Origin of the sequence: Vibrio sp. ES.051 (assembly GCF_002563795.1) — a bacterium.
Classification (GTDB): domain Bacteria; phylum Pseudomonadota; class Gammaproteobacteria; order Enterobacterales; family Vibrionaceae; genus Vibrio.
Map to the genome: position 1 here is coordinate 741,908 of NZ_PDJL01000004.1, position 25,976 is coordinate 767,883.

27 protein-coding genes are annotated in these 25,976 nt (G+C 44.4%); 15 read left to right on the forward strand and 12 right to left on the reverse strand.

Translation table 11 applies throughout. The features are described 5' to 3' along the window. The first annotated feature begins 24 nt into the window (after positions 1-24). Positions 25-519 (forward strand): chemotaxis protein CheW, encoded by a 495-nt coding sequence (locus tag ATG66_RS09830; protein WP_098415126.1) that lies wholly within the window; start codon positions 25-27, stop codon positions 517-519. A gap of 14 nt (positions 520-533) precedes the next feature. Continuing rightward, entirely contained in the window at positions 534-1,025 is a 492-nt protein-coding gene (locus ATG66_RS09835; RefSeq protein ID WP_098415127.1) for a DUF2802 domain-containing protein, read from the forward strand. Between the two features lie 87 nt (positions 1,026-1,112). Here ATG66_RS09835 and ATG66_RS09840 read toward each other — a convergent pair whose 3' ends face one another. After that, entirely contained in the window at positions 1,113-1,988 is an 876-nt protein-coding gene (locus ATG66_RS09840) for a LysR family transcriptional regulator (RefSeq protein WP_098415128.1), read from the reverse strand. A gap of 403 nt (positions 1,989-2,391) precedes the next feature. On the opposite strand from ATG66_RS09840, the gene ATG66_RS09845 reads away from it, so the two are divergent. The 7 genes from ATG66_RS09845 (at position 2,392) to recR (ending at position 8,129) form a co-directional block, all read left to right on the forward strand. Further along, positions 2,392-3,489 (forward strand): response regulator, encoded by a 1,098-nt coding sequence (locus ATG66_RS09845; RefSeq protein WP_098415129.1) that lies wholly within the window; start codon positions 2,392-2,394, stop codon positions 3,487-3,489. A gap of 231 nt (positions 3,490-3,720) precedes the next feature. Continuing rightward, a complete protein-coding gene (locus tag ATG66_RS21050) occupies positions 3,721-3,852 on the forward strand; it encodes a hypothetical protein (RefSeq protein WP_005380608.1) in 132 nt (43 codons plus the stop codon). Between the two features lie 15 nt (positions 3,853-3,867). Then, on the forward strand, positions 3,868-4,272 hold the full coding sequence (locus tag ATG66_RS09855; RefSeq protein ID WP_098415130.1) for a YbaN family protein: 405 nt from the start codon (positions 3,868-3,870) through the stop codon (positions 4,270-4,272). A 164-nt stretch (positions 4,273-4,436) separates the two neighbouring features. Continuing rightward, positions 4,437-4,982 carry an adenine phosphoribosyltransferase gene (gene apt, locus ATG66_RS09860; RefSeq protein ID WP_098415131.1) on the forward strand — a complete coding sequence of 182 codons (546 nt, stop codon included), beginning with the start codon at positions 4,437-4,439 and terminating at the stop codon, positions 4,980-4,982. Positions 4,983-4,990: 8 nt separating this feature from the next. Then, positions 4,991-7,084, forward strand: a complete 2,094-nt coding sequence (dnaX, locus tag ATG66_RS09865) for a DNA polymerase III subunit gamma/tau (RefSeq protein WP_098415132.1) — start codon at positions 4,991-4,993, stop codon at positions 7,082-7,084. A gap of 82 nt (positions 7,085-7,166) precedes the next feature. Next, positions 7,167-7,496: a YbaB/EbfC family nucleoid-associated protein gene (locus ATG66_RS09870; RefSeq protein WP_098415133.1), complete on the forward strand. Its 330-nt coding sequence runs from the start codon at positions 7,167-7,169 to the stop codon at positions 7,494-7,496. Between the two features lie 33 nt (positions 7,497-7,529). Further along, complete coding sequence (recR, locus tag ATG66_RS09875) at positions 7,530-8,129, forward strand: recombination mediator RecR (protein WP_098415134.1); 600 nt, start codon at positions 7,530-7,532, stop codon at positions 8,127-8,129. 225 nt (positions 8,130-8,354) lie between these two features. Here the strand turns inward: recR and ATG66_RS09880 are convergent, their stop codons facing one another. Both ATG66_RS09880 and ATG66_RS09885 read right to left on the reverse strand, forming a co-directional pair. Continuing rightward, complete coding sequence (locus ATG66_RS09880; RefSeq protein WP_098415135.1) at positions 8,355-8,603, reverse strand: YkgJ family cysteine cluster protein; 249 nt, start codon at positions 8,601-8,603, stop codon at positions 8,355-8,357. 133 nt (positions 8,604-8,736) lie between these two features. Continuing rightward, positions 8,737-8,985, reverse strand: a complete 249-nt coding sequence (locus tag ATG66_RS09885) for a GlsB/YeaQ/YmgE family stress response membrane protein (RefSeq protein WP_098415136.1) — start codon at positions 8,983-8,985, stop codon at positions 8,737-8,739. 188 nt (positions 8,986-9,173) lie between these two features. Between ATG66_RS09885 and ATG66_RS09890 the strand changes: the two genes are divergently transcribed. Then, a complete protein-coding gene (locus tag ATG66_RS09890; protein ID WP_098415137.1) occupies positions 9,174-9,614 on the forward strand; it encodes a YcgN family cysteine cluster protein in 441 nt (146 codons plus the stop codon). A gap of 308 nt (positions 9,615-9,922) precedes the next feature. Next, positions 9,923-11,533: a mechanosensitive ion channel domain-containing protein gene (locus ATG66_RS09895; RefSeq protein WP_373560842.1), complete on the forward strand. Its 1,611-nt coding sequence runs from the start codon at positions 9,923-9,925 to the stop codon at positions 11,531-11,533. Between the two features lie 230 nt (positions 11,534-11,763). Here ATG66_RS09895 and ATG66_RS09900 read toward each other — a convergent pair whose 3' ends face one another. The 5 genes from ATG66_RS09900 to gap form a co-directional block, all read right to left on the reverse strand. Beyond that, positions 11,764-12,123 carry a hypothetical protein gene (locus ATG66_RS09900; protein WP_098415139.1) on the reverse strand — a complete coding sequence of 120 codons (360 nt, stop codon included), beginning with the start codon at positions 12,121-12,123 and terminating at the stop codon, positions 11,764-11,766. Between the two features lie 217 nt (positions 12,124-12,340). Beyond that, positions 12,341-13,288 carry a ChaN family lipoprotein gene (locus tag ATG66_RS09905; protein ID WP_098415140.1) on the reverse strand — a complete coding sequence of 316 codons (948 nt, stop codon included), beginning with the start codon at positions 13,286-13,288 and terminating at the stop codon, positions 12,341-12,343. Positions 13,289-13,385: 97 nt separating this feature from the next. Further along, complete coding sequence (gene rlmA / locus ATG66_RS09910; RefSeq protein WP_098415141.1) at positions 13,386-14,210, reverse strand: 23S rRNA (guanine(745)-N(1))-methyltransferase; 825 nt, start codon at positions 14,208-14,210, stop codon at positions 13,386-13,388. A 98-nt stretch (positions 14,211-14,308) separates the two neighbouring features. Further along, the gene (locus ATG66_RS09915) at positions 14,309-15,193 is read right to left on the reverse strand and encodes a D-hexose-6-phosphate mutarotase (protein WP_098415142.1); all 885 of its coding nucleotides are present in this window, start codon (positions 15,191-15,193) and stop codon (positions 14,309-14,311) included. Between the two features lie 181 nt (positions 15,194-15,374). Continuing rightward, entirely contained in the window at positions 15,375-16,370 is a 996-nt protein-coding gene (gap, locus tag ATG66_RS09920) for a type I glyceraldehyde-3-phosphate dehydrogenase (RefSeq protein ID WP_098415143.1), read from the reverse strand. A 304-nt stretch (positions 16,371-16,674) separates the two neighbouring features. Here gap and msrB point away from each other — a divergent pair, with 304 nt between their 5' ends. Further along, complete coding sequence (msrB, locus tag ATG66_RS09925) at positions 16,675-17,115, forward strand: peptide-methionine (R)-S-oxide reductase MsrB (RefSeq protein ID WP_098415889.1); 441 nt, start codon at positions 16,675-16,677, stop codon at positions 17,113-17,115. 112 nt (positions 17,116-17,227) lie between these two features. Here msrB and ATG66_RS09930 read toward each other — a convergent pair whose 3' ends face one another. Beyond that, positions 17,228-18,049: a DUF2989 domain-containing protein gene (locus ATG66_RS09930; RefSeq protein ID WP_098415144.1), complete on the reverse strand. Its 822-nt coding sequence runs from the start codon at positions 18,047-18,049 to the stop codon at positions 17,228-17,230. A 101-nt stretch (positions 18,050-18,150) separates the two neighbouring features. On the opposite strand from ATG66_RS09930, the gene ATG66_RS09935 reads away from it, so the two are divergent. Continuing rightward, positions 18,151-18,435, forward strand: coding sequence for a YeaC family protein (locus ATG66_RS09935; protein WP_098415145.1), 285 nt, complete (start codon positions 18,151-18,153; stop codon positions 18,433-18,435). Positions 18,436-18,553: 118 nt separating this feature from the next. Here ATG66_RS09935 and ansA read toward each other — a convergent pair whose 3' ends face one another. Both ansA and sppA read right to left on the reverse strand, forming a co-directional pair. Next, a complete protein-coding gene (gene ansA, locus ATG66_RS09940) occupies positions 18,554-19,567 on the reverse strand; it encodes an asparaginase (RefSeq protein ID WP_098415146.1) in 1,014 nt (337 codons plus the stop codon). A 161-nt stretch (positions 19,568-19,728) separates the two neighbouring features. Then, positions 19,729-21,579 (reverse strand): signal peptide peptidase SppA, encoded by a 1,851-nt coding sequence (sppA, locus tag ATG66_RS09945; protein WP_098415147.1) that lies wholly within the window; start codon positions 21,577-21,579, stop codon positions 19,729-19,731. Positions 21,580-21,804: 225 nt separating this feature from the next. On the opposite strand from sppA, the gene ATG66_RS09950 reads away from it, so the two are divergent. Beyond that, on the forward strand, positions 21,805-23,817 hold the full coding sequence (locus ATG66_RS09950; protein WP_179885632.1) for an NADPH-dependent 2,4-dienoyl-CoA reductase: 2,013 nt from the start codon (positions 21,805-21,807) through the stop codon (positions 23,815-23,817). An 87-nt stretch (positions 23,818-23,904) separates the two neighbouring features. Here ATG66_RS09950 and ATG66_RS09955 read toward each other — a convergent pair whose 3' ends face one another. Further along, a complete protein-coding gene (locus tag ATG66_RS09955) occupies positions 23,905-25,221 on the reverse strand; it encodes an MFS transporter (RefSeq protein ID WP_098415149.1) in 1,317 nt (438 codons plus the stop codon). Positions 25,222-25,396: 175 nt separating this feature from the next. Here ATG66_RS09955 and ATG66_RS09960 point away from each other — a divergent pair, with 175 nt between their 5' ends. Continuing rightward, the gene (locus ATG66_RS09960) at positions 25,397-25,945 is read left to right on the forward strand and encodes an NAD(P)H nitroreductase (RefSeq protein WP_098415150.1); all 549 of its coding nucleotides are present in this window, start codon (positions 25,397-25,399) and stop codon (positions 25,943-25,945) included. The last annotated feature ends 31 nt before the right edge of the window (positions 25,946-25,976 follow it).

Genomic DNA, 25,976 nt, shown 5'->3' on the forward strand with positions numbered 1-25,976 from the left:
GAACGACATTAACGAGGATTAACTATGTCTCAAGCTTTTGAAGTAGAAGTGAAGAAAGATGCATCGAACGACGAAGTTCTTCAATGGGTGACGTTCCAGCTAGAAGAAGAAACCTACGGCATTAACGTAATGCAAGTTCGTGAAGTGCTTCGTTATACTGAAATTGCCCCCGTTCCAGGTGCGCCGGATTACGTTCTGGGTATCATCAATCTGCGTGGTAATGTAGTGACGGTTATCGATACTCGTTCGCGCTTTGGCCTGATAGAAGGTGAGGTAACAGACAATACGCGGATTATTGTGATTGAGTCTGAACGTCAAGTTATCGGTATCTTAGTCGATAGTGTGGCTGAAGTGGTTTACCTACGTTCATCTGAGATTGATACCACTCCTTCGGTCGGTACTGACGAGAGCGCGAAGTTCATCCAAGGTGTAAGCAACCGTGACGGTAAGCTTCTTATCCTTGTCGATTTGAATAAGCTGTTAAGTGATGACGAATGGGATGAGATGGCTCACCTATAATTGGCTGAATAATCATGGCTGAAGACACTTTTTTATCTGTACCATTCCTAGTGGGTGGTGTCGCTTTTATCGTTTTAGTATTGCTTGCGTTGCAACTGCGTATTCGCTCGAGATTACAAAAGCAAATTGGTCAACAACGTGCTCAAGCACGGCATGCGGATAAAGAAGTCCAGAAGCTTAGCAAACAGTTACTGGAAGTCCGTTCTGTTGTGGTTGGCCTTGGACAGAAGGTCACCGAACAACAAGACATTATTCAGCATTTAAACGAGCGCATTGGTGAGTTAGAACACGCAGACAACGATGGTCGATTGTACAGTCGCGCTTCTAAAATGGTACAGCTTGGTGCTGACATAAATGAGCTTATTGAAGAGTGTGAACTGCCTAAGGCAGAGGCCGAATTGATGCTTTCGTTGCAGAAAAAATTGGCTGGAAAAGAAAAGATCCCACCATTGAGCGGTCAGCCATCAGATGAGTCGAATTACCCACCGCGTGGGCGTCGACGCTAAACATTATTAAAATATAAAAAAAGAGGCGTTAAGCCTCTTTTTTATTGTCATACCTAAACCAATAACGATGTAGGTTTCGAGCTTTAATTAGTGGATGTTGTACGCGATCACAAAGTCGATAAATAGACGTACTTTCTCCGGCAGGTGGTCTTTGTGGTTGTACAGCATATAGATATCACGTGGGTTTGCACTCCAATCAGATAGCACGCGCAGCAGATCGCCGCTTTCAATATACTCTTTGATCATCACATCTGGCATTAGCGTAATACCAAGACCTTCCGAGCATGCGCTACGAACGACATTGAGAGCATTAGCGTGAAAACGACCGCGTTCTACATTCACTACAGACTCGCCCTTACTGTTAATTAAGGTCCACTTGATGAGAGGGTAGCCTTTCAACAATGAATGGTTTGAGAGCTCTTCGGCGTGGTTTGGCGCCGGGTTTAACGTGAGGTAATCAGGGCTGGCGACCAAAATATCTTTTACTTCACCTATTTTGCGTGCGATTAGGCTAGAGTCACGTTGTGGGCCAACACGAAAAATCACATCCCACTCTGTCGGGTCTAGCTTGTCTGCGTTATTTTCTGTCGTTAGCTCAATATTGATATCTGGGTACTGCTTCATAAATCCGTTGAGCATTGGCATCATCATGCGCTTAGTCAGATTATAAGGCGCAGATATCTTTATTTTCCCTGACGCCCCTTTACAGTCATCGGTGATTTCTTCAGTCGCAGCCGTTAACCTTTGCAGTAAAGGAGAGCACTCATGGTAAAAACGTTCTCCAGCCTCGGTTAAAGAAAGTTTGCGAGCATGACGGTTCAACAGTCGAAGATTGACAGAGTCTTCTAGCGCTTGAATGCGTCGGGTGATGGTTGCCACCGGGATCATGGTTTTTCGCGAAGTTGCGGTGTAGCTCCCATTTTCGACAACCAGTCGAAATAGGTTTAAGTCATCTAATTTCATATTTCCAGACACATTCAATTACCATTACGGCTAATTTATAATTAATTTTGCGATCGTAGTTTGCTTTAAGTCAACATGTTACATCATTTGAATTTGAACACAGTAAACTTCTCTGCGTAAATATTGTAATACTTAAATGACTTCAATAAGTAAGACTTTAAGCGCCGTTACGCTACGCGGTTAAGAAAATAGCGCAGCGGAATCTCGCTCCCCCCAAATTATTGGGAGCTACTTTAGTTATATCTCACCGCAATATTGTATAAACGGCGTTTTCAAGCTACTTTTTATAACAAGGCGAAACGGCCTCAAGTCTTGCTGCGCAACGTTTCGCTAGATATAAATACAACAAAAATAATGACTTAATAATCTGTTTTTTTGACTGAGCTTTGTGAGGTGTAAAGGTATGTTTAAGACTCACAGTCAAACGGCAATGGTCTCGGCACAGGAAGTGGTTAATCAAAAACTAATTATGTTGGTGGATGATGATCCGGTATTTCGTAAAGTCACCAATGCCTATTTAGAAAGTCAGGGTTTTAAATTAGTAGAAGCTGAAAACGGTCTGGAGGCACTTCAACAACTTAGAGAGTGTCAGCCCGATCTTGTCTTATGCGATCTATCTATGCCGGTATTAGACGGTATTGAGTTTGTTGAAGAAGTCAGCCTTGAATATCCATACTTGCCACTTATCGTAGTATCAGGTACGGATGAAATGTCGGATGTCGCAAAAGCGTTACGATTTGGTATTAAAGATTTTCTGCCTAAACCGATAGGTAATTATAAGCACCTATCTCAAGCGATCGATAACACACTCGAAGATACCGATAGCCATTTCTCTGAACAACGAGATTTCTCAAGTCAGTGGTTTAGAGTGGATGATGGTGGTGAGATACCAGATGAGCAAGAGCTTCACTGGCATTTAGAATACTTGCAGGAGAACCCGAGCGCAGCGAGAGATTTGCTGCATGCCTTATTACCCGAGAAGGATACTTCTCAAGGAGATTGGCGTTGCTCGTATCGTCTGCTGCAATCAATTGATGTCATGCCGCTCGTGTTTGATTACCGTTGGTTGTTGAATGGACAGTTTGCCTTTTACTTAGTTGACTCAGCCTCTCAGAAAAACGGCGGAGTAGCGACGACATTGCTTGTGCGGGCTTTATTCGATGATTATCTACGGAACTTGAAGAGCTTCAATGCAGATCTGAAAGATATGATAGAGATCATGGAGAAGGGAATTGAGTGCTCGGAATGTGTTGGTGCCGTCAATGCGATGTTTGGTGTGGCTGATTTGGCATCATCAACCGTATCTATTTTACCAGCAGGTTTAGATTGCCGATGGTCTGATGGAAATAATAACCAGCATATTGCAGCGGGCAATTGTTTAGGTGACGGTAGCATGAAAAACTTTATCACTACAGACTTGCCACTAAATACATCTGGGCAGTTGACTATTGGATGCCTTGGAACGTCAAGTTTCAGCCTAAATATTGTTCGGCATACCTAGTTTGCTTGATTCTGATTTAATAAAACCACCCAGCAGCGTATTTGCGCTGCAGGGAGGTTTTTTAATCGAGGAAAAGTGGGTATTTACTGATATATAACCTTACTTTTCTCTAGTTTTTAGGGTTGACAGTTTAAGGTATAGTCATGCGCAAACAATAATCCCCTATTTACGCAACTATTATTTAACACTGCGTGGTGGGAGAAGCAAAGTCAACTAGTGAGAAGATACATCATGGCAGATAAAGATTTTAAAGAGCCTTATAATATTTTTTACTTTTTAGGGTTCATTGCAGTACTTTTAATTCCCACACTACCTGCAACGTTAACCTGGCTTCGTGTAATGAATGGTTACGCTGGCTTTTAATCTCGCTATTATGTTCTGGAGTTCACCATTCGTATTAAGCGCTACTTCTTCAATATCGTTGGTGGACTCTCTATTGTGCTTGGCATTGCCGGCATAGCTCTTCCTCTCTTGCCAACGACCCCCTTCATTTTACTTGCCAGCGCTTGTTTTATGCGTGGCAGTCCAGCGTTTCATCACTGGTTACATCACCACAAAACGTTTGGACCAGTTCTCAAAAATTGGAATAAACATCGGGCCGTTACTTTTAAGATAAAACGACGTGGTGCGATTTTTATTGCACTCAGTTTCATGATTTCTATTTTTATGGTCCCCTTTGTTTGGGTGAAAATTGGTCTTTTAGTGATGTTAATCGTTTTACTCAGGTGGTTTATGCGTCTCCCTGTGATTGAGTTGGTTGCTGACCGAGAAGAAAATCACTAAGATTGCAGAGAATAGTGTGCCCACTCTTCGAGTGGGCGTTTGTATTTTCAGCGCCTGTGACTTTACGAAAATAAGTCATGGTGATGAAAACCTATTGTTCGTTGCCCTCGTGATACTGCGATAAAATATAGAGGGTGATGAGCCAATCTAAGTAAATCGGTATTATGACTACAGAAACAATTTCACTGATCAAATCTAGCATCAAAAGCGTCCAAGATTACCCAAAACCAGGGATCCTTTTCCGTGATGTCACTAGTCTTCTTGAAGATGCAAAAGCGTACCAAGCAACGATCAATTTATTGGTTGAACGTTACAAAGACATGGGGTTTACCAAGGTTGTGGGGACTGAAGCTCGTGGCTTTTTATTTGGTGCGCCATTAGCGCTTGAGCTTGGGGTAGGCTTTGTTCCAGTGCGTAAGCCAGGCAAATTACCGCGTCCAACTGTTGCTCAATCTTACGAGCTTGAATATGGCGTGGATACGCTAGAGGTTCATACTGATGCAATAGTATCAGGCGACAAAGTACTTGTTGTTGATGATTTGCTTGCAACAGGCGGCACTATCGAAGCAACGACTAAGCTGATTCGTCAACTTGGTGGTGAAGTTGAGCACGCTGCGTTCGTTATTAACCTACCAGAAATCGGTGGTGATAAACGTTTAGAGGCATTAGGTCTAAACGTATACAGCATTTGCGATTTTGAAGGACATTAATACATTCAATGAGTTATTTAGCTTTAGCGCGAAAATGGCGTCCGAATCAGTTTGATCAAGTTGTAGGACAGAAACATGTCCTGACCGCTTTGGAAAACGCCTTGGCGCAAAACCGTTTACACCACGCTTACCTTTTTAGTGGTACTCGCGGCGTCGGCAAAACGAGCATCGGCAGACTGTTCGCCAAAGGGTTGAACTGTGAAACTGGTATTACCGCAACACCTTGTGGCAAATGCGATACTTGTCGTGAAATTGATGAAGGTCGATTCGTTGACCTATTGGAAATTGATGCGGCATCACGTACTAAAGTTGAAGATACTCGCGAACTGCTAGACAACGTGCAATACAAGCCAGCTCGTGGACGCTTCAAAGTCTATCTCATCGATGAGGTACACATGTTGTCGCGTCATTCTTTCAATGCGCTTTTAAAAACGCTGGAAGAGCCTCCTGAGTACGTCAAATTCTTACTGGCGACGACGGACCCACAAAAATTGCCAGTGACGATTTTATCTCGTTGTCTGCAGTTTCACCTTAAGCCAATCAGCGTTGATGATATTCATCAGCAACTTGATTACATTTTAGGGCAAGAGCAAGTTTCTGCTGAATCGAAAGCTCTGGGGATGCTCTCTCACGCGGCCGATGGCAGTATGCGCGATGCTCTAAGCCTTACCGATCAAGCGATTGCTTTGGGGAATGGCGCGGTACACACTGATATTGTTAGTCATATGCTGGGAAGCATTGATACTGACCAAGCCATTCATTTGCTTGAATCGATCAGCCGTAAACAGCCGCAGCAAGCGATGGACAAAATTCAACAGTTTGCTGCCAATGGTGTGGAGTGGGATGGGCTGTTGCAGCAAGTAGCGACGCAATTACATCGTGTTGCGATGTATCAAGCTTTACCATCAACATTAGATAACGCCCAGCCAGATGCTGGAAAAATCGAATTATTGAGTAAAGCGCTCACCCCGCAAGATGTGCAACTTTACTATCAAATTGCACTCAAAGGGCGTGAAGATGTCACCTTATCGCCAAACGGGCGTGTTGGTATGGAAATGGTCGTGCTACGAATGATGGCTTTTCGACCATCATCAAACCGTGACGCGAACGTAATTTCCGCCCAAACTGAGTCTGCAACGGCACCTGTGCAAAGTACAGAACAACTCAAACCGGCGTCAGTACCACCAGCATCAACTCAGCCTGCTTCCCAGCCGCAGCCAAGTCAAACTCACAATATACCGCAGATGGAGCCTAAGCCTGCCCCACAAGCTCCGGACCATCAATCTAGTGGTTATGACATGGCGCCGCCAATGAGTGAGAATCCGGCACCACAGCATGAGGAGCCATCCCAGCAGGAGCAAGAGAGCACATCAACCCCGGCTCGGGGTAGGTTGAGTGGCTTACGTCATCAACTGCGCTCTCAGCGTCAAGGCTTACAACAGAATACTCCTCAAAGTGGTGGCTCAAAAAAGCCTAAAGCGGCATCTGTACAACCAGAATCGGTCATTGATCGTTTAGCGCAATTGCATGACAATTCCGCGCAGGTGTCGCCAAATTCAGCTCCCCAAGCCATGGAGTCTGAATCTGAAGTAGAGGAAGCGTATCGCTGGCGTCCAAGTAAACCCGTTGAGACAAAAGTAAATACGAAACTGACACCTACGCAGCTCAAGCAGGCACTTGAGCACGAAAAGACGCCAGAAATGGCTCAAAAGCTCATCGAAGAGTCGTTAGAGCTGAACGAGTGGGCAAAGTTGATCAGCTTGATGAATATCCCCAAGCTGGTGGAACAACTTGCGCTAAACTCACAATACAGTAAAGAAGGCTCGACCGTTTCTTTGTTATTGAGAAGTAGTCAGGCTCACTTGAATACCGATAGAGCTCAAATGGAGTTACTCAAAGCACTCAACTCGGTTTTAGATGAAGAGTGTCATTTGAGTATTGAAGTGGGCGAGAGTGGCGAAACGCCACTTGAACTGAGAGATCGGCTCTATCAAGAAAAATTACAGCAAGCTCTGAATAGCCTAGAAGACGATCCAAATGTTCAATTTATCGAACGTCGATTTGCTGCAGAGCTTGATAGAGATAGCGTGCGACCTATCTAACAATCGAATGGAATGGGGTTGAAAATCGATAGTGATAACCCCATTAATTAGTGCAACACCTCATTAAACCAGAGAGATAAACATGTTTGGTAAAGGCGGTATGGGCAACCTAATGAAGCAGGCCCAGCAAATGCAAGATCGCATGCAAAAGCTTCAAGAAGAAATTGCGAATATGGAAATAACTGGCGAGTCTGGTGCTGGCCTAGTTAAAATTACTATTACTGGTAGCCACAGCGTGCGTCGTGTTGACATCGATGAAAGCTTGATGGAAGACGACAAAGAGATGCTCGAAGATTTGATCGCTGCAGCATTCAATGATGCAGCGCGTCGTGTAGAAGAGACTCAAAAAGAGAGAATGGCTTCTGTTACTGGTGGTATGCAACTACCACCAGGCATGAAGATGCCATTCTAAGCTGCTGATATTATTTAATTAAGCGGACTTCTAATGCGAACCAGTCATATGCTGGAGCACTTGATGGAGGCCTTACGTTGTCTACCTGGGGTTGGTCCCAAGTCGGCGCAACGTATGGCCTTTCATTTGTTACAGCGCGATAGAAAGGGCGGTCTGCAACTGGCAGATGCGTTGAGTCAGGCAATGACAGAGGTTGGTCATTGCACCGAGTGTCGAACCTTCACTGAAGAAGACGTTTGCCATATTTGTACTAACCCAAAACGCCAAGAAAATGGCCAAATTTGTGTAGTAGAAAGCCCGGCAGACATTGCAGCAGTCGAAGCTACAGGGCAATATTCAGGTCGATATTTTGTCCTTATGGGGCACTTGTCACCGTTAGACGGTATTGGCCCAAGTGATATTGGGCTAGATGTGCTTGATTATCGCTTACGCCGCGGTGATATCGACGAGGTGATTTTGGCAACTAACCCGACGGTTGAAGGCGAAGCTACAGCACACTACATCGCAGAGCTGTGTAAAGTGCACCAAGTCGATGCGAGCCGTATTGCGCATGGTGTACCTGTGGGTGGCGAGCTAGAGCTCGTTGATGGGACAACGCTGTCACATTCGCTTTTAGGTCGGCACCGGATTTAATAAAAAGCCGCTGAACTTCAGCGGTTTTCCATCTTGACCTATTGAACATTCATCGTCATTACCTTCCGAAAAGTCAAAAGCCTGCGACAACAAAGCGTCGTCTCCTTTCCTGTAGCAGTCACGTAAAGGGCGATACCCAAAGAGTCCATCCCAATATCAGAAAACGGCGGCCAATACGGCCCTGACGTCATCACAAAGAGCGGTAACCAATAAGTGAAAGTTGTGCTAAGTCAGTTGCTCTAACTCAATGATATTGTTGAGTGCTTCCTGGTTGGTTTTGCCACATACAACCGGGCACGGTTTAAAATCGTGGCAAACCTTTGGACGCTCAGGGGTGCCAAACAGCTTACATAGATTGTCCTCGTTCAGCTGTACGCAACGAACACCAGCGCGCTTACCATTTGGCATACCGGGTATGGGAGAAGAGATACTTGGTGCAATGCAGCATGCTCCGCACCCTAGTCGACAATCCATAATGTAAACCTCTTAAAAATTGAGGAAGCAATTATGGTCATTTTGACGTAGATTGAAAGGGCTAGCAGTTAAAAAAAGAAGAGGTACTACGGAGTACCTCTTCTGCTTTAGATTGGATTACCTTAAAGCAAGATTACTTAAGAAAGCGGTTGTACACAAAAAGCAAAATAAAGGCACCAAGCGTCGCAGTCAGGATGCTGCCTACGTTGACTCCTGTTGCGCCACCAAAGCCAAGGATACCTCCTAGGAAGCCACCAACAAACGCCCCCGCGATACCAAGTAACATAGTGGCAACCCAGCCCCCACCATCTTTTCCTGGCATGAGCCATTTCGCTAAAGCTCCGGCGATCAAGCCTAAAATTATCCAAGCAAAGATACCCATGAAAACTCCTTAATTCCTTAGTGTTTAACAAAATAATACAAACTTGGTTAAGGATAGATCAGTAAAAGGAAAATGAGTGGATATTGCGAGCATTCGTTATTCATGATGCGATCTCGTCGTAAAACTTGAACTTTTTCGACGAGAGGAGTATAAATCGGCCCCTAAATTTCGTTGGTGAGACCTGAAGTATGAGCACTCCATTTTGGCAAAGTAAATCGTTGGAACAGATGACTGAAGAAGAATGGGAGTCTCTCTGTGATGGGTGTGGCAAGTGTTGTTTGCATAAGCTGATGGATGAAGATACGGATGAAATCTATTACACCAACGTGGCGTGTAGTTGGCTAAACAGTAAAACATGTTCATGCAAGGACTACCCAAACCGTTTTACTTCTGGTGAAGAGTGCACCAAGCTTACTCGTGAAGACATTAATGACTTTACATGGTTACCGCATACTTGTGCTTATCGTCTATTGGCAGACAAGCAACCTTTACCAGAGTGGCATCCACTTATTACGGGCTCTAAATCAGCGATGCACGCTGCAGGGGAAAGTGTCCGAAACAAAGTGGTGTACGAGATAGATGTGGTGGACTGGGAAGACCACATCTTGAATCATCCCAATCGCCCTTAGCCGAATTTAAACAAGCCTTTCACCAAACAGTGAAAGGCTTGTTTGTTATTGGGAGATAAGAAAAGAACCACGCTTAAGTCGTGACTATCGATTAAAAAAATTGAGGAACGTTGATGCTTAATTTACTAAATGCTGAACGGATTTTTATTTAGTGTTGTAAACTTAGAGCATATAATTTCAAGGCTTTACATTCTGATTCTTGATCGCTCCGATCGGGACCTGTCCGTTACGAGGTAAAAATGACGTTTCAATCCCTACTGAAAAATCGCCTGACACCTTGGGCCACATTATTCGTACTCATCATTAGTATGGTGACCCCTTCTGTTGTTAGTGCCATTGAGATAAAGGATGCGCCCGAAATATCCGCTGCGGAAGCCTCAATTGATAACTTGAACCAAGATATTATTGACTTGTCCCAGAGCCTTTCACAGGCAAGTGGCGACGAGCGTGATGCACTTCAACTGCAACTATTCCAAAAAAATGAAGAGCTAAGAAACCAGCTAGAGGCTGCGATTCAGCATGGTTCGATTCCACGCGATAAGCTGATTACGCTGGTCAAAAAACAAGAAAATTACTCAGAGGACGCAACTGATTACTTATTGGAAAAAATTAAGAAAGTCGTTGAAAACCTAAATAATGCCAAAGAGGAAGAGAAGCTGGCTCTCATTAATGACTACCGAGAATTGCAGAATTATTTGGATGTGAGCTTCGATTCTAGTTGGCAAAATCTAGCGTGGTTAAAGGAGTTAGGGGTACAGAATGAGCGTGCTGAAATAGAGTTAAAAGACAAAATTGATAAACGAATGCGTTTATTGTCAGCCTCTACTGAGTACTTGAGTCAACAAAATGATGTTATTAGTTCGCAGCTGTCGTCTAGTCCGGATTCAGAGAAAACCTCGTTGCAACTCAATCAGCTTATTATTAAGCAAAGACTGAATATTGCGACAGAAAGTCTACGAAAACTCATATCGATAGGAGATAAAATCGGCCTAGAAACATCAGAATATAAACGCCAGATTTTTGAGGTAACGGGCAATATCACGCATGACTTGCTTAATACCAAAGTGGTGTGGTCAATACTTAGCCATTGGTCAAACTCGGCGGTTGACTGGTTTGCTGACAATGCGCCGCAGCATATTTTCCAGCTGTTTGTCTTTGCGCTGATTTTACTGATTGCTCGCGGGCTAGCGAAGTTAACGCGAACAGTAGTAAGTAAGGCAGTGGCCTCGAAGAATTTGAAGCTCTCACACTTAATGCAGGACTTTTTTATCGCTATGTCCGGTAAATTCGTGTGGGTGATTGGTATCATGGTCGGCCTGTCTCAAATAGGGTTAAATCTTGCGCCAATCTTAACTGGTTTCGGTATTGCTGGTGTCATCATTGGTTTTGCGTTACAAGATACCTTGTCTAATTTTGCAGCGGGCATGATGCTCTTGATTTATCGTCCATTTGATGTGGGTGATTTTGTGTACGCAGGCGGTGTGGATGGCAAGGTCAGCCATATGAGTTTAGTGAACACCACCATTCGTACGTTTGATAACCAGATCATTATTGTACCGAACAGCAAAATTTGGGGAGATGTAATCAAGAACGTAACTCATGAACGTATTCGCCGTGTGGATATGGTATTTGGTATTGGTTACGTTGATGACCTGTTAAAAGCAGAGTCGGTGCTGTCTGACATTGTAACTTCTCACCCTGCGGTGCTTCGTTCCCCTGAGCCGATGATCAAAGTGCATACCTTGAATACGTCTTCTGTCGACTTCATCGTTCGTCCTTGGGTTAAAACGGATGATTATTGGGATGTGTATTGGGATGTGACTAAAGAGGTGAAACTGCGTTTTGACCGCGAGGGCATTTCCATTCCTTTCCCACAACAAGATGTACATTTGCACATGGTAGAGAAGCGAGACGCTTAGCCAAGGAGCATACGAATGTAAAAAGGCGCTCTGTTGATAGAGTGTCTTTTTTATCCGTTAAGTAAGTCATATTTTATGGCTAAGTTTTCTTTACAGCTCAATACATTAGTTTTGCTAAAGTTCAAGTTATAATCGCGCAGTCCGATAAGAAAATGGGCCGAGGCGCTGCTATTAGTGATCGAAAGCTTTGATGTGTTTATGAGTTGTCTCGAATTCTACAATGCTGACGTTTAGGCAAGCGCAAGGATGATGCCACCAACAGTCAGTGCGGCAGAAAGGTACTGTCCCGCAGAGTAAGAACCGTCTTCGTCTTCTTCAAGCTTAGTAGGATGCTCCATCCCAAGAGCACCGTGCGTAAAGGACTCGACTTTTTCACCGACCGACTTATTTTCTACTTTTACATGTTCACTCTCATGATCAATCTGCTGGAGGGCGGACAGCAGCGCTTTACCTTCAGGTGAAAGTGTCACTTTATTTCGCTCCATTTTAAGTGGCGAAGCGTTTGTCTTTTCTTGGGCGATATTGTCTTGAGTTGAAACTGTAGAACGATTGGCATGACTATTAATAGAAGCGCTTCCTACTGGATTCATCGAATACTCCTTGGAACATCGACACTCATTCACTGAGTGCGGGTAAAAGCCGTTAAGTTAATATCGGCGGCAAAAAGTATTTCTAAAGCTATGTGAATAAAAAATAGGCTTGGTTTTGCCGCTTCCTATCTATTTGGCATAACTACTAGCAAAAAGCAGACCGTGGTTGTTGGGGGTTTAATGTGCCAAACGGTTCTGATGACGTAACCTTATGTGGCTATTTGCATTGAAGACGGCTGTTACGTTGCGAGAGGTGTTCGTACGCTGCCATGCGGTTTGCATCTTGCACGTATCGCGCAGGTGGAGCCAGGACCTCTAGCTGATAATCTGAGCTATTTGATAACACGTTGGCCGTTGGGCTGATCACTACCACCTTTAAGCTTGGGTTGCGGTTTAAGATTGATGCCGCCGTACCTAAACCACCTTCTGTGTGGAACTTTCCTGCCACGTGCATAACTTGTGTTCTAGGGTTGGTCGTGAGGTAGTTGACGATAGATTCTGCCATAGTCTCATCCCAAGTGATTTGAGCGGCGTATTGTCGCTCGGTTTGTTCTGGCTTACCGTGATGCATTGATGCCATGAACTTCTCTTTATAAGGGCTGGTCTTTGTGTTGATTACTTTTGCGATAAAAGTACGCTCTTCAGGGTCTAGCTTGTTGGTGTAATCAATGCCGTAACGACCAATACATCGAACGATATGCCTCGGTGCATTCGCTGCTATCACTGGAAGGTTTGTTTGCTTGGCAAATTCTATTAAAGGGCGATAATCGCTTTCGTAGTTTGGCCAAGCATTGGCTTGCTTGATCAAAGGTTGCTCACCAATTTCCCCTTTGAGATAAGAATCGAGAACGTTTTGTTTGTCGCGAGTAAACTGTTCCATCGACAGTGCAAGTGAGCGCTTGCCAAAAGAAAGCTGCTTGAGCATATCCGTTTGGAAGTGATGAATACCAGCATGAGTGTGCCATTCGCCAATCAGGATCACATCGGCTTGCAGTAACTCAATTGGCAAGTTGTTTATAGCGAGGTATTCACCAGAAGGTGAGTGTAATTGGTAGTCGTAAAAGCTCGTGACATCGGTTGGGATCAGCTCAGACTCGGTTGGCATATGAGCAGCACAACCAGTGAGTAAGCTTGCAAAGAGAGAGCTCAAAGTAGAAAAGCGCATTGAAAAGCCTCCAAAAATGCCGAGTAATATTAAAAGAGGCTAAGCAGTGAATCAATGTAAGTGGGATTACTTACGTTTACGTTTTTCGATTCTTTTACTATAGGGACTTTTTGCGATAAACATGCAGCATAAAGTCTGCCTCACATTGAAACAGTGTAGTGGATTTTAGTTCTTCACGAAGTTCGTCAGTTGCTTTCCATGCGAACGGTGTCATTTGCAATAAATCGAATGCTGCGCCGTCTTTTAAATCCATCACATAGTTAAGCTTTTTCTGGTGTTCTAACCTATAGCCTTCAATGCTTTCAGGCTCTTCACTGTGGAGTCGAACGTCTTGGTAAATGCGTTCCCGTAGTTGATATAAATGGCGACCCGCGGGCGTTACGGTGAGGATCACACCGTTCTCTCTAACAACGCGTTGTAGCTCTGCTGCTTTACATGGTGCGTAAATACGTACGATGGCATCAAGCGATTCATCGGCGAAAGGAAGCCGGTGGCTGGAGGCTACGCTAAAGTGGCAATGCGTGTAACGTTTTGCTGCATAGCGGATAGCGACTTTTGAAATATCCAAACCGTATACTGCCGCATTGTCCGATTGCTTCTGCATCACTTTTTGGATTTGATCTGTGTAATAGCCCTCACCACAACCAATATCCAATACTTGATGAGCGGTACCTTGTGTATAGTTGGCACACAGCTGCGCAATCTCTTGGCGCATTGGATCGTAGTAATTGCCCTCAAGAAATCGACGACGAGCTTGCATCATGTCTTGGTTATCACCTGGATCTTTGGAGCGTTTATGGTGTGCTGGCATCAAATTGACATAACCTTCTTTGGCTAGGTCGAATTGATGGTTTTTTTCACACTTGAACATTTTTTCTTTTAACGCAAGAGGCTGATGACATAAAGGACATTGATAGTTCATGGTGATCTCGAACAGAAAGTAGGGCGGCAAATTCTATCAAAAACAGTGACCCTAAGTGAAATAAAAGAGCCGATATCTGCGGCTCTTCATTAGGGGGATTAAAGTGCCGAAATTACAGTAACCAGTTCGTAGCTTTTGCCCGGTTGCAGGGTTTTACCTTGTTCTAAGGTTGGAGCATGCAGTGCTGATTCTACACACAGCATCGTTTTATAACCGTTATCAGCCATATCACCCATTGACTGTGCACCTTCAGCCCAAGGGTTCCATAGTACTGCCGAGTTATGACCGTAATTTTTTACACTCAAGGTTCGATGTAATACTGGGTCGTTCACCAAGATTTGCGGTTCTGGTTGGGTATAAACACGGTCGATAGTGTCAGTCAGTTGAAGTAAATCGCCGCCTTGACACACTTCACCAGCCTTCAGGTTATCGATGTGCTCAGTGCCCATGCCTGTGGTTTGGGCTTGCCTAATGTCACCCACGTTTAAATAAGAGTGTAACGCGCCAGAGAAGGTCCAAGGTTCATCATCAATATTCGCGATTTTAAGTGTGACTTTTAGTTCATCACTTATTTCTACTACAAGGCGAGCATCAAACATATGAGGCCAGATGGCGTGAGTTTCTTCCGTCGGGAACAGAGCAAGTTCGACAATCACACCATTGTCATTTTCCCGATGTTCAATCAGTTCCCATTCAAAGGTGCGTGCAAAGCCATGAGCGGGAGCGGCAATACGGCCAAACCAAGGCCAACAAACGGGGATACCACCACGAAGTGCTGTTTTACCATCAAAAACCGCTTTTTCGCTCATCCAAATTAGATCTTCTTGACCTTCAGGTGAGAACGAGACGACATGACCGCCATGCAGAGCGATGCCGGCTGTTGCTTTCTCGTGAATAACACGAACTATTTTTATTTGGTTGATTTCTACAATAGTAACGTTATCGGAAAGAACGGTGAGGGCTGGGAGAGTTTTTAAATCCATGTGCTGTTTCCTATGGCCAAGTAGAGATGAAATTTCGACACATCTCTCGGTTGTCGTGAGAGTCAGCCGAACGTTTTCATCAAATTCCAGATACAAAAAAGGCGACTCTATGGTCGCCTTTTATTCAAATCTTATGCTTCAAACACAAGCTTCGCTAAACGCTTTTTTCAAAGCTAAGTAATTACTTAGAGATGTGAGCGATTAGGTCTAAAACTTTGTTTGAGTAACCGATTTCGTTGTCGTACCAAGATACAACTTTAACGAATTTGTCAGTTAGCGCGATACCAGCTTTAGCATCGAATACAGAAGTGCAAACTTCACCGATGAAATCTTGAGAAACTACTGCGTCTTCAGTGTAGCCAAGAACGCCTTTTAGTTCGCCTTCAGAAGCTTCTTTCATCGCTTTACAGATGTCTTCGTAAGAAGCACCGTTTACTAGGTTAACGGTAAGGTCAACAACAGAAACGTTAGCAGTAGGTACGCGGAAAGCCATACCAGTTAGCTTGCCGTTTACTTCTGGAAGTACAACGCCTACAGCTTTAGCTGCACCAGTTGAAGAAGGGATGATGTTTTGAGAAGCACCACGACCACCACGCCAGTCTTTAGCAGAAGGACCGTCTACAGTTTTTTGAGTAGCTGTAGTCGCGTGAACTGTAGTCATAAGACCAGATTCGATACCGAATTTGTCGTTAAGAACTTTAGCGATAGGCGCTAGACAGTTAGTAGTACAAGAAGCGTTAGAAACGATGTCTTGGCCTGCGTAAGTGTCAAAGTTTACGCCGTTAACGAACATTGGAGTTGCGTCTTTAGAAGGGCCGGTAAGAACAACTTTCTTCGCACCAGCAGTGATGTGCTTACGCGCAGTCTCGTCTGTTAGGAAAAGACCTGTTGCTTCAGCAACAACGTCAACGCCGATTGCGTCCCACTTAAGGTCTTCAGGGTTGCGCTCTGCAGTTACGCGAACTGTTTTGCCGTTCACGATTAGGTTACCACCTTCAACTTCAACAGTACCGTTAAAACGGCCGTGAGTTGAGTCGTACTTAAGCATGTACGCCATGTATTCTACGTCGATAAGGTCGTTAATACCTACAACTTCAATGTCAGTGCGTTCTTGCGCTGCACGGAATACGAAACGACCAATACGGCCAAAACCGTTAATACCTACTTTGATAGTCATTATAGTTGCTCCACAACTTAATTTCTGATTAAAGATAACTGGTAGTAAAATTACAGAATCCAGTAATCATCTGCAACAGATAATCGGACTTAACTTGTTTAAAGTCAAAAAAAAGCGACGCTTTTTTTAACAATTCTTAGCAAATGTGTGTTTTTTAAACTTTCAACTGATTTATCTATAGCCCAGTTGGCGTAGTATAACTTGTAAGAGAAGTGCTCGTATTAAATTAATTACGCATGGTGTGCTAGTGAGAAAGTATGTGCTACAACTATTACGAGAAGCAAGTTTTTTACTAAAAAAGTCAATGCTAGAAAGAGTAAAGAAGGAACGGAAAGTCGTGGAACAAAGTGGGAAGAAAGTCACAAAGTCCGATGAGCAGTGGCGTGAGCAACTATCTGATGAAGAGTTTCGTGTCTGCCGAGAGCAAGGTACAGAGCCGCCGTTCAGCGGCAAGTTGCTGCATAATAAAGAAACGGGCGTGTATGCCTGCACCTGTTGTAATACTCCTCTGTTTGTCTCTGATAACAAGTATGACTCTGGATGTGGGTGGCCGAGTTTTGATGCGCCTGTCAATGACAATGCGGTGCGTTATTTGGAGGATTTCAGTCACGGGATGGTCCGTACGGAGATTCGCTGCGCGACATGTGATAGCCATTTAGGGCATGTTTTTGAAGATGGACCACAATCCACAGGTGAGCGTTATTGTATTAATTCAGTGTCGTTAATTTTCAACAAATCTGGGTAATAAAGACCAAATTGAGCATCAGAGTGTTTTATCCTTTCACAAAGTGCTTGCTAGGTAGAACATTTAGAACTGAAATTGAGCCAAAAAAATTCCCACATTCAGTGGGAACTTTTTACATCTCTTGGGGAATCATTGCGGGAGAATAGTTGCCGTTTTCAATGGCTTTCGCGATCGATTCCGCTACATCGTCTAACCGTTGATATTGATTGGGATCCTCAAAATTAAACATTCGCTTCAGCTGTTTTTGTCCTGCCAGTGGCACATCAAATCTTTTCGCGACCATTGCCCATAAGTACGCATGCTCTTTCTTTCCAAGTCCTTGGTAGATACTCGCCATAGATTTAAGAATGACAGAGTTTACGTTGTCTTGATTCGATAAAGACAGCGCATTGTTTAACAGCGTCAGCGTTTTTTGGGCGTCCCGGTTAGTATAAAAAGTGGCTAAGGCATACTGCATCTCAGCCGTTTCTAGCTTCGGTGAACCTTCCATTTGTAAAAACTCACGGCGCGCTTGGGTATCACCGGTTTGAGACCAGAGAAAGTATAAAGTGGCTGGATTATCTGAGTCTTGGAGTTCATCCACAATACGATCCAGCTCGTCAATGCTATGCACTAAAGCATTAAAACGTTGTCTTTTTAGGGCGCTTTGATCGATAGGCGTAATCTGAGAAGCAAGCTCTAAGCACTTTCGATACTCGGCAACTAAGCCGTATTCGGTGATTTGGTTTGCTTCTGATGGATGTTTAAATTGTTCAAACCGATGCCAGACTAAGTCTGTTCGTGGTATTCGACACTGTCCGTCATCCATATTGAGGTATTCGCAACGTAGCTGCGGTGTTTTATTGCACAACTCTTCTGTTGTCACGTTACCTTCAAGGCAGCCTGTTAGTGTGAGGCTGGCGAGGCCTGTAAGTAACCAGTATGTTGTTTTCATGGTTTTGCTTGTGATCTGTTACACCAATTGATTTTCGTGTTCTTGACTCAGTTTGTGAACCCGTTATGTTCTGTGAATAAAATGTAATAAGAAGGTACATTATGAACGCAGAACAACTATTAAAAGCGATGACTCCAGAAGTTTATAATCGTCTGGTCTATGCAGTCGAGACGGGAAGATGGCCTGAGGGTACAACACTTTCTAGAGAGCAGCGAGATTCATGTATGCAAGCTGTGATGTTGTATCAATCAAAACATAATACCGATGCTCAACACATGAGCGTTGCAGCGGGTGGTGAAATCAGTTTTAAATCTAAACAAGAGCTTAAAACGCAGTTCAGTGCAGAAGCAAACGATATTGTACGTGTGAATCCAAATATTGATTGATGACGTGTTATATCCGCGACATTGATTGTCGTTAAAGTGTCACCGTTAAAGAAAAAGGTCCATCGTGGCTTTCCGAGAAAGGAACGATGGACCTTTTTAGGTTTTATGCGAATCCTTGTTATAGGCTCATTTCGCCACGCTGTACTTGTTGCATTTTCTCTTTCACTTCTTCGTAAGTGAGGTTTTGACTCAGAAGATAATGCAGTTTTGCTAGCGCCGCCTCAGGAGTCATGTCAAAGCCACTGATTACGCCCGAATCAGCCAAAGCACAACCAGTCGCATAGCCACCCATGTTGACTTTTCCTGCTAAACATTGCGTCAGGTTGACGACAATAACACCGCGCTCTGACGCTTCTTTAAGGTGACCAAGTAGCTCTGGGTTTTGTGGTGCATTACCTACGCCAAAAGTCAGTAGAATCATCGCATTAACGGGTTGACGAAGCGTGTTTCGGATAACTTCATGCGAGATGCCCGGGTACATCGTAATGACACCGATTGGTTGTGGGGTAATCTTGTGTACTTTGAATTCACCTTCAGGTTGTGCGCCGACGGTCACGGTATTGCTTACTTGAATGTTAATACCGGCTTCTAGGAGTGGCGGGAGGTTTGGTGATGTGAAGGCATTGAAGCCGTCCGCATGAGACTTAGTACTGCGGTTACCACGCATCAACTGGTTGTTGAAGAATAATGTTACTTCATTAATCGGGTAGTTAGCCGCAATATGCAGAGCATTCAATAAGTTTGCCTGGCCATCAGAACGCAATTCTGCCAATGGGATTTGTGAGCCAGTTACAATTACTGGTTTGCCAAGGTTTTCAAGCATGAAAGACAGTGCTGACGCAGTGTAGGCCATAGTGTCAGTGCCGTGCAGAATCACGAAACCATCGTATTTTTCATAGTTGTCGCGGATATCATTCGCAATCTGTAGCCAGTCTTCAGGTGTCATGTCTGATGAGTCAATCAGTGGCTCGTATTCATGGATAGTATAGTTCGGCATCTCTGAGCGGTGGAACTCCGGCATGCTCGCTAATTGTTTTTCCATAAAGCCAGCGATAGGCACATAACCATGATCCGATTTTTGCATACCGATGGTCCCACCGGTGTAAGCAATGTAGATGTGTTTTCTAGTCATCGTTCAATTTTTCTTTCATGTAGGGGAACAGGGAACGGGATTATATACCCAAATAACCTTGAGATGCGAGGCAGAGGAATGAGTCGATAACGCAATAAAAAGAGGCATCTCACAACAAGATGCCTCAATGCACGATTTAAAGATTTATCGCGATTGAACGTCTACTGAATTTGGCAGTTCAAACAGAATGCATACTGACCTTTCGGGTCATTAAAGCTTTGCAGTAAGCTCACATCTTGTTCAAACTGTTGAGCAACAGGTTGGATACTCTTAGGCAACAAACTAGTTGCATCGATACCTATAGACACTTTGACTTGCTTCATGAACTCTTGTAAAAACAGCTCAGTTGGTGAAAGTGGTTCTTCAACCCAGTAAAGGCCGTAATCGGTCACATTTGCAAGTTTTGCTGCCAATTCGACGGCGTCATCAAAGTCGCCCATTTGGTCGACAAGACCAAAGGATAGGGCATCTTGTCCCGTCCAAACTCGCCCTTGAGCCACCTTATCGACTTCCTCTAAAGACATAGCGCGGTTAGAGCCAACTAAAGAGATAAAACGCTTGTATCCGTGTTCAATACCTAGTTGGAAGACTTGCGAGGCGCCCTCGGAAAGGCCAGTCGTAATGCCATCCCCCGAGAAGGGTGATGTACCAACCCCATCGGTATTGATACCTAACTTATTAAAGCCTTTTTCGAATGTCGTGATCACACTAAAGATGCCGATTGAACCTGTCAGGGTGGTTGGCTGAGCAACGATCTTATCTGCGCTCATCGAGATCCAATATCCCCCAGATGCGGCCAAGCTCGACATAGAGACCACTACTGGTTTGCCGGCTTCTTTTAGTGCTTCAACTTCGTTCCGGATTACTTCAGAGGCAAAGGCACTTCCCCCTGGGCTATCGACACGCAGTACGACTGCTTTGACTTTGTCATCATTGCGGGCTTGACGAAGTAAGCTTGCAACCGTGTCACCGCCGATGGTGCCACGAGGTTGCTGGCCATCCATAATGGCACCGCTTGCAACCACAACCGCGATGTCGTGTTTGGTCAAGTTGTAATCTGGACGAATAGTAGCGAGGTAATCGTAGTAACTTATTGCGTTGTAACTGTCTTGGCCATCACTACCAAACTGTTTCGCAAACAGGGTGCGGATGTCTTGACGTGTTGCCAGTTCATCGACCAGACCGAGTTTTATCGCCAGTTGTGCGATATCACCGTCGACAGATTTCATTTCAGTAAGTAGCTCGTCCATCGTAGGGTTCAAGACGTTTGCATCGATGTTACGATTGGTTGTCACATCATCTACAAAGGCGCTCCATAGCTGGGTAACCCAACGTGTTGCTGATTCTTTTGCCGCATCCGACATATCGTCACGAATAAATGGCTCAATGGCTGATTTGTAGGTGCCTACGCGAAATACGTGGGTGGAAACGTCCAGTTTTTCTAACAACGTTTTATAGTACATAGAGTAAGAGCTGTAACCCTTAATCAGTACGCCACCATCTGGCGCTAAGTACACTTTGTCGGCATAACTTGCCAAGTAATATTGGCTTTGATTGTAAAAGTCGCCGACGGCGTAAACTGGCTTGCCTGACGTTTTAAATTCATTCAGCGCTTTAGCAATATAACGAAGTTTCGTTAGATTTGTCTCTGGCATGTCGCGAAGTGCCAGAACTAACCCTGATACTTTCGGATCGTCTTTGGCATGGCGAATGGTATCAACGACATCGAACAAGACATTTTCTTTAGGTAATTCATTACCGAAAACTGATCCAGCAAAAGAGTCCATCGGGTTGATATAGCGCCTTTGCTCAACAATTGGCCCGGACAGGTTCATCACCAGCGCTGATTCTTTTTCGACGACAGGTAACCCCTCTCCGGTGTAGGTAAAAGCAAAGTAAAAAACGGCAATCATCAGCAAAAAGATCAAGTTTGCCAGCGCGAGTCTGATAAAGGTGATGCTTTTCCATATCCCCTTAAATATCAACCCAATAAATTTGAAGAGTTTTTTCATCTTGTCTCCATAACGAGATAGTCTTCCCTTAATCTTGCAAAGTATGGGTTCTTATCTCTAAGATCTCAAAAAATAACATTTTTTTAGCTTATCACGACCACTCAACAATTGGCATATTTTCACGCGAGATTGATCGGTGTTACAAAAATGTAAACGCCTGTTTGATTTTTGGCTTGCGCAGACGTAATCTGGTCAGACCATGATAATAACAATGGATGTTTAGTAATGTCTGCCATGTACCCAAACCTATTAAAGCCACTGGACCTTGGTTTTACTCAATTACGAAACCGAGTTCTGATGGGATCAATGCACACGGGCTTAGAAGAGCATAAAGAAGGATTGCAAAAGCTGGCCGCGTTTTATGAAGAGCGTGCGAAAGGAGGTGTCGGGCTGATCGTGACCGGAGGCTTTTCTCCCAATTTACGCGGTCGTCTACACCCTTTGAGTGCCGAGTTTAGTAAGCCCAAGCATGCTAAAGCTCATAAAGTGGTCACTGAAGCAGTGCATAAGCACGGTGGAAAAATTGCTTTGCAAATTCTTCATGCGGGGCGCTACGCAATGCATCCATTCGCGCAAAGTGCGTCTGGTATAAAGGCACCTATTGCCAAGTTCGCACCTAGCGAAATGAGTGAGCGTCAAATTAAAAGTACTATCGAGGCGTTTGTTAACAGTGCCGAACTGGCACAACTTGCTGGCTATGATGGTGTGGAGCTAATGGGCTCTGAAGGTTATTTGATTAACCAGTTCCTCTGTAAGCGTACTAACATGCGTTACGACGAATGGGGGGGTAGCTATAAAAAACGTATGCGCTTTCCAGTTGAGATTGTTAAAGCGGTTCGAAAATCAGTGGGAGAAAAGTTCATCATTGTATTTCGTCTCTCGATGCTGGACCTTGTTGAGCAAGGCAGTACATTTGAAGATGTTATCGAACTGGCAAAAGCACTGGAAGAAGCTGGCGTAACCATAATAAATACCGGAATTGGCTGGCACGAAGCGCGAATTCCAACCATTGTGACTCAAGTTCCTCGAGGTGCATTCACTTGGGTAACGGAAAAAGTAAAGCCCCATGTGTCAGTGCCAATTATCACCTGTAACCGGATTAATACGCCGGATGATGCAGAGCGTATTCTTTCTGCCGGGCATGCCGACATGGTGTCAATGGCGCGTCCATTTTTAGCGGATCCATACTTTGTCGCCAAAGCTGAGCAGGAAAAAGCGCAGCTGATCAATACATGTATTGGCTGTAACCAAGCGTGTTTAGATAACGTGTTTAAAGGTAAACGCGCCAGCTGTTTGGTTAACCCACTGGCTTGTTATGAAACCGAGATCGTGGTTGAACCTGCTTTTAACAAGAAAAATATTGCTGTGGTTGGGGCGGGTCCTGCAGGTTTAGCCTGCGCAACAACCTTGGCTGAACGCGGGCATAAAGTCGATTTGTTTGAAAAGAATGATCGAATCGGTGGTCAGTTCCGTCTTGCCATGCAGATCCCTGGCAAAGAAGAGTTCCGTGAAACAATACGTTATTTTGCTAACCGTATTGATGAGACAGGGGTCAACTTACACCTTTCTACTGAAGCGAATTACGATTTGCTCACCGAGTACGATGAAATCGTAATGGCATCCGGCGTTGAGCCGCGTAAAGTGAAAATCGACGGTATTGAAAACCTTGAAAAAGTCGTGGACTACCAAACGCTCATTAGAGATAAAACGCCAGTAGGAGAGAAAGTTGCGATCGTAGGTGCGGGTGGTATTGGTATCGACGTTGCGACGATGCTCACCGAACCCGTTGGACAAACATTGGATGACTGGCTTCATGATTGGGGCATTGATAAAGAAATGTCTCAACCAGGTGGCTTGTACCCATATCCTGACTCGGTGAGTGACAAAGAGGTGTGGGTGCTTCAGCGTCGTAAAGGTCGTGTCGGTAAAGGCCCTGGCAAGACGACAGGCTGGATCCACAAACGAACCCTAGAAAAGCGCGGCGTACATTTAGTGGGTGGGGTGTCTTACGACAAAATCGATAATGATGGTTTGCATATTCATGTGGATGGAAAATCGCAATTGCTTAAAACGGATAAAATAGTGATTTGCGCTGGGCAGGAGTCGGTACGTCCATTTGAAGAGAAATGGTCTGAGCTCGGTGAAAAAATCCACATCATTGGTGGAGCTGACCATGCGGGCGAACTCGATGCCGTTCGTGCGATTCGCCAAGGGGTAAAGTTAGCCGTGAAGTTATAACGTGAAGCTATAAATAGCCTCAAATTATCCTGAAAAAGAAAGCTGCGACTCATGCGCAGTTTTCTTTCATTGAGATAAGCATAAAAGTTAATCGTTAATATCTGGCAGTTGTTTCGCCAGCAATACGCCTATTAATGTAATAAAAGAGAACACTAAGACGATCGACGAGAGACTAAGAACGTTTGCCATTGCACCAAGTGAACTCATCAATAAAAGCATTACGCCCACGACCGTGTTACTTACGGCCACATAGCTTGTGCGTTTGTCACCTTCGGCAATATCAATCAGATAGGTTTTTCGGCCTACACGTATGCCATCATGAGCAATACAAACACAAAAGTAGAGCAGCGGAATGACAAATAAAAAGGCGGGAGAAGAGGTTATCCAAGTGTCATAAACAAACAACGCGATGCCAAGTAGCGCGCTGATTGTTGCGCCAATCACCATGACACTTCGGCTCGAGTAATCAGACATGCGTCCCCAGAAAGGACCAGAGACAAACGAGGCTAACCCGCTTGAAAACATAAAGAGCGCCAACACCCACAACTGACCGCCGAGAGATTGTTGCGCCAATACGATGTAATACGGCGCGCTCAATGCGGAGCATAAAAATAGCGTACGGGTAATAACAAAGCGCCGAAAAGTCACGTCAGTTTTTAACAGAACCAACTGCTTAAAGGCTTCTAACCCCCCGTTTTTACCACCGTCTACTTCGCCAGCATACTCATTAATACGAGCGTAGACCCAAGCTGCAACTAACCATATGATGCCGGCCAACGCTAAACTGATGCTGTAAAAGCGTACGGTCGGTTCCACTCCCCAAAGCCAAGTCACTGCAAGAAGGCTAGCGAATACAAGAGTGACGAGCCCCGCAGCACTTGAAGACCAGCCATTGACTTGGCCACGTTGGTTTTTAGGAATCGTTTTTCCTAATACATCTTTGGAAGCCACGGAGTTAAGACCACGCGAAAAACTGAAAACGACGAGGCATACGATGACAGCGTAACCAGCAGCAACGCCCGTCATAGTGAGGGTGACTAAGGCTAAGGCGAATATCGAAAGCGCTTGTAATACACAACCAAGCACCCAAACCCACTTTCTTACCGGGAGCAGGCGAATGTAATACGCAATACTTAACTGCGGAATGAGTGAACCAGATTCGCGAATGGGCACTAGCCAACCAACTAAGTAAACGGGCGCGCCAAGGCTTTGTAATATCCATGGCAAAGTCACTTTGGGATTGATCAACGCATCCCCCAATTTTGTTAGAAATTGAGCATAAATGATTTTAAGGAAGTTACCAGGAACTTGATGACAAGCGGATTCAGGAATCGCTTTGCAGGCGCGGGCATCTTCGTCATTGATGATTTTTTCGTAAATGCTGTTTTGTTTATCTTTGTCCATCTACCTGCCTATATTCAACCTATTCATTTTACGAATAAATTTACAGTAAACCTTGATGAGTGTTAAGTGAAGCAAGTTATTAAATCCTCAGAAAACAGGTTGTTATTTGGATGAAAGGATTATGCTAAAGTGAGTAACAAAGAAAATAACAGTGATATTCAATAAGGACTCTCTCATGGAAGCGCTCGAACTTTTGCTCAATCGCCGATCTATTGCGAAATTATCTGCACCTGCGCCAGAAGGCAAAGCATTGGAGAACATCATTCGTGCTGGGCTTCGTGCCCCTGATCACGCAGGTTTAACGCCTTGGCGCTTTGTGATTGCTCAGGGAGATGGACTAAAGAGACTGTCAGACATTTTGGTCAAAGCGGCAATGGCGGAAAACAGTGATGAAACTGTTGTGGAAAAGATAAAAAATGCGCCATTTCGCGCACCTATGGTAATTACCGTGATTGCTAAAGTAACCGAACATGAGAAAGTGCCTGTATTAGAACAGTATCTCTCTGCCGGTTGTGCAGCACAAGCGATGCAGATGACAGCGGTAGCACAAGGCTTCCAAGGTTTTTGGCGATCGAGTAAATGGATGTTTCATCCAGAAGTTCATCAAGCGTTTGGCTTAAAGGGTGAAGATAAAATCGTAGGATTTTTATACCTAGGCACACCGGGTTGCACACCAATGAAAGTACCAGAGCGTGACTTGTCAAAGTTTGTTGAGTTTCAATAAATATATTTAAAAAAAAACGGATTACTGTTTA

Bases quoted from the DNA above. Each gene is read 5' to 3' on its own strand.
- ATG66_RS09830 (WP_098415126.1), top strand. From the start codon at position 25: ATGTCTCAAGCTTTTGAAGTAGAAGTGAAGAAAGATGCATCGAACGAC.
- ATG66_RS09835 (WP_098415127.1), top strand. From the start codon at position 534: ATGGCTGAAGACACTTTTTTATCTGTACCATTCCTAGTGGGTGGTGTC.
- ATG66_RS09840 (WP_098415128.1), bottom strand. From the start codon at position 1,988: ATGAAATTAGATGACTTAAACCTATTTCGACTGGTTGTCGAAAATGGG.
- ATG66_RS09845 (WP_098415129.1), top strand. From the start codon at position 2,392: ATGTTTAAGACTCACAGTCAAACGGCAATGGTCTCGGCACAGGAAGTG.
- ATG66_RS21050 (WP_005380608.1), top strand. From the start codon at position 3,721: ATGGCAGATAAAGATTTTAAAGAGCCTTATAATATTTTTTACTTTTTA.
- apt (WP_098415131.1), top strand. From the start codon at position 4,437: ATGACTACAGAAACAATTTCACTGATCAAATCTAGCATCAAAAGCGTC.
- dnaX (WP_098415132.1), top strand. From the start codon at position 4,991: ATGAGTTATTTAGCTTTAGCGCGAAAATGGCGTCCGAATCAGTTTGAT.
- ATG66_RS09870 (WP_098415133.1), top strand. From the start codon at position 7,167: ATGTTTGGTAAAGGCGGTATGGGCAACCTAATGAAGCAGGCCCAGCAA.
- recR (WP_098415134.1), top strand. From the start codon at position 7,530: ATGCGAACCAGTCATATGCTGGAGCACTTGATGGAGGCCTTACGTTGT.
- ATG66_RS09880 (WP_098415135.1), bottom strand. From the start codon at position 8,603: ATGGATTGTCGACTAGGGTGCGGAGCATGCTGCATTGCACCAAGTATC.
- ATG66_RS09885 (WP_098415136.1), bottom strand. From the start codon at position 8,985: ATGGGTATCTTTGCTTGGATAATTTTAGGCTTGATCGCCGGAGCTTTA.
- ATG66_RS09890 (WP_098415137.1), top strand. From the start codon at position 9,174: ATGAGCACTCCATTTTGGCAAAGTAAATCGTTGGAACAGATGACTGAA.
- ATG66_RS09895 (WP_373560842.1), top strand. From the start codon at position 9,923: ATGGTGACCCCTTCTGTTGTTAGTGCCATTGAGATAAAGGATGCGCCC.
- ATG66_RS09900 (WP_098415139.1), bottom strand. From the start codon at position 12,123: ATGAATCCAGTAGGAAGCGCTTCTATTAATAGTCATGCCAATCGTTCT.
- ATG66_RS09905 (WP_098415140.1), bottom strand. From the start codon at position 13,288: ATGCGCTTTTCTACTTTGAGCTCTCTCTTTGCAAGCTTACTCACTGGT.
- rlmA (WP_098415141.1), bottom strand. From the start codon at position 14,210: ATGAACTATCAATGTCCTTTATGTCATCAGCCTCTTGCGTTAAAAGAA.
- ATG66_RS09915 (WP_098415142.1), bottom strand. From the start codon at position 15,193: ATGGATTTAAAAACTCTCCCAGCCCTCACCGTTCTTTCCGATAACGTT.
- gap (WP_098415143.1), bottom strand. From the start codon at position 16,370: ATGACTATCAAAGTAGGTATTAACGGTTTTGGCCGTATTGGTCGTTTC.
- msrB (WP_098415889.1), top strand. From the start codon at position 16,675: ATGCTAGAAAGAGTAAAGAAGGAACGGAAAGTCGTGGAACAAAGTGGG.
- ATG66_RS09930 (WP_098415144.1), bottom strand. From the start codon at position 18,049: ATGAAAACAACATACTGGTTACTTACAGGCCTCGCCAGCCTCACACTA.
- ATG66_RS09935 (WP_098415145.1), top strand. From the start codon at position 18,151: ATGAACGCAGAACAACTATTAAAAGCGATGACTCCAGAAGTTTATAAT.
- ansA (WP_098415146.1), bottom strand. From the start codon at position 19,567: ATGACTAGAAAACACATCTACATTGCTTACACCGGTGGGACCATCGGT.
- sppA (WP_098415147.1), bottom strand. From the start codon at position 21,579: ATGAAAAAACTCTTCAAATTTATTGGGTTGATATTTAAGGGGATATGG.
- ATG66_RS09950 (WP_179885632.1), top strand. From the start codon at position 21,805: ATGTCTGCCATGTACCCAAACCTATTAAAGCCACTGGACCTTGGTTTT.
- ATG66_RS09955 (WP_098415149.1), bottom strand. From the start codon at position 25,221: ATGGACAAAGATAAACAAAACAGCATTTACGAAAAAATCATCAATGAC.
- ATG66_RS09960 (WP_098415150.1), top strand. From the start codon at position 25,397: ATGGAAGCGCTCGAACTTTTGCTCAATCGCCGATCTATTGCGAAATTA.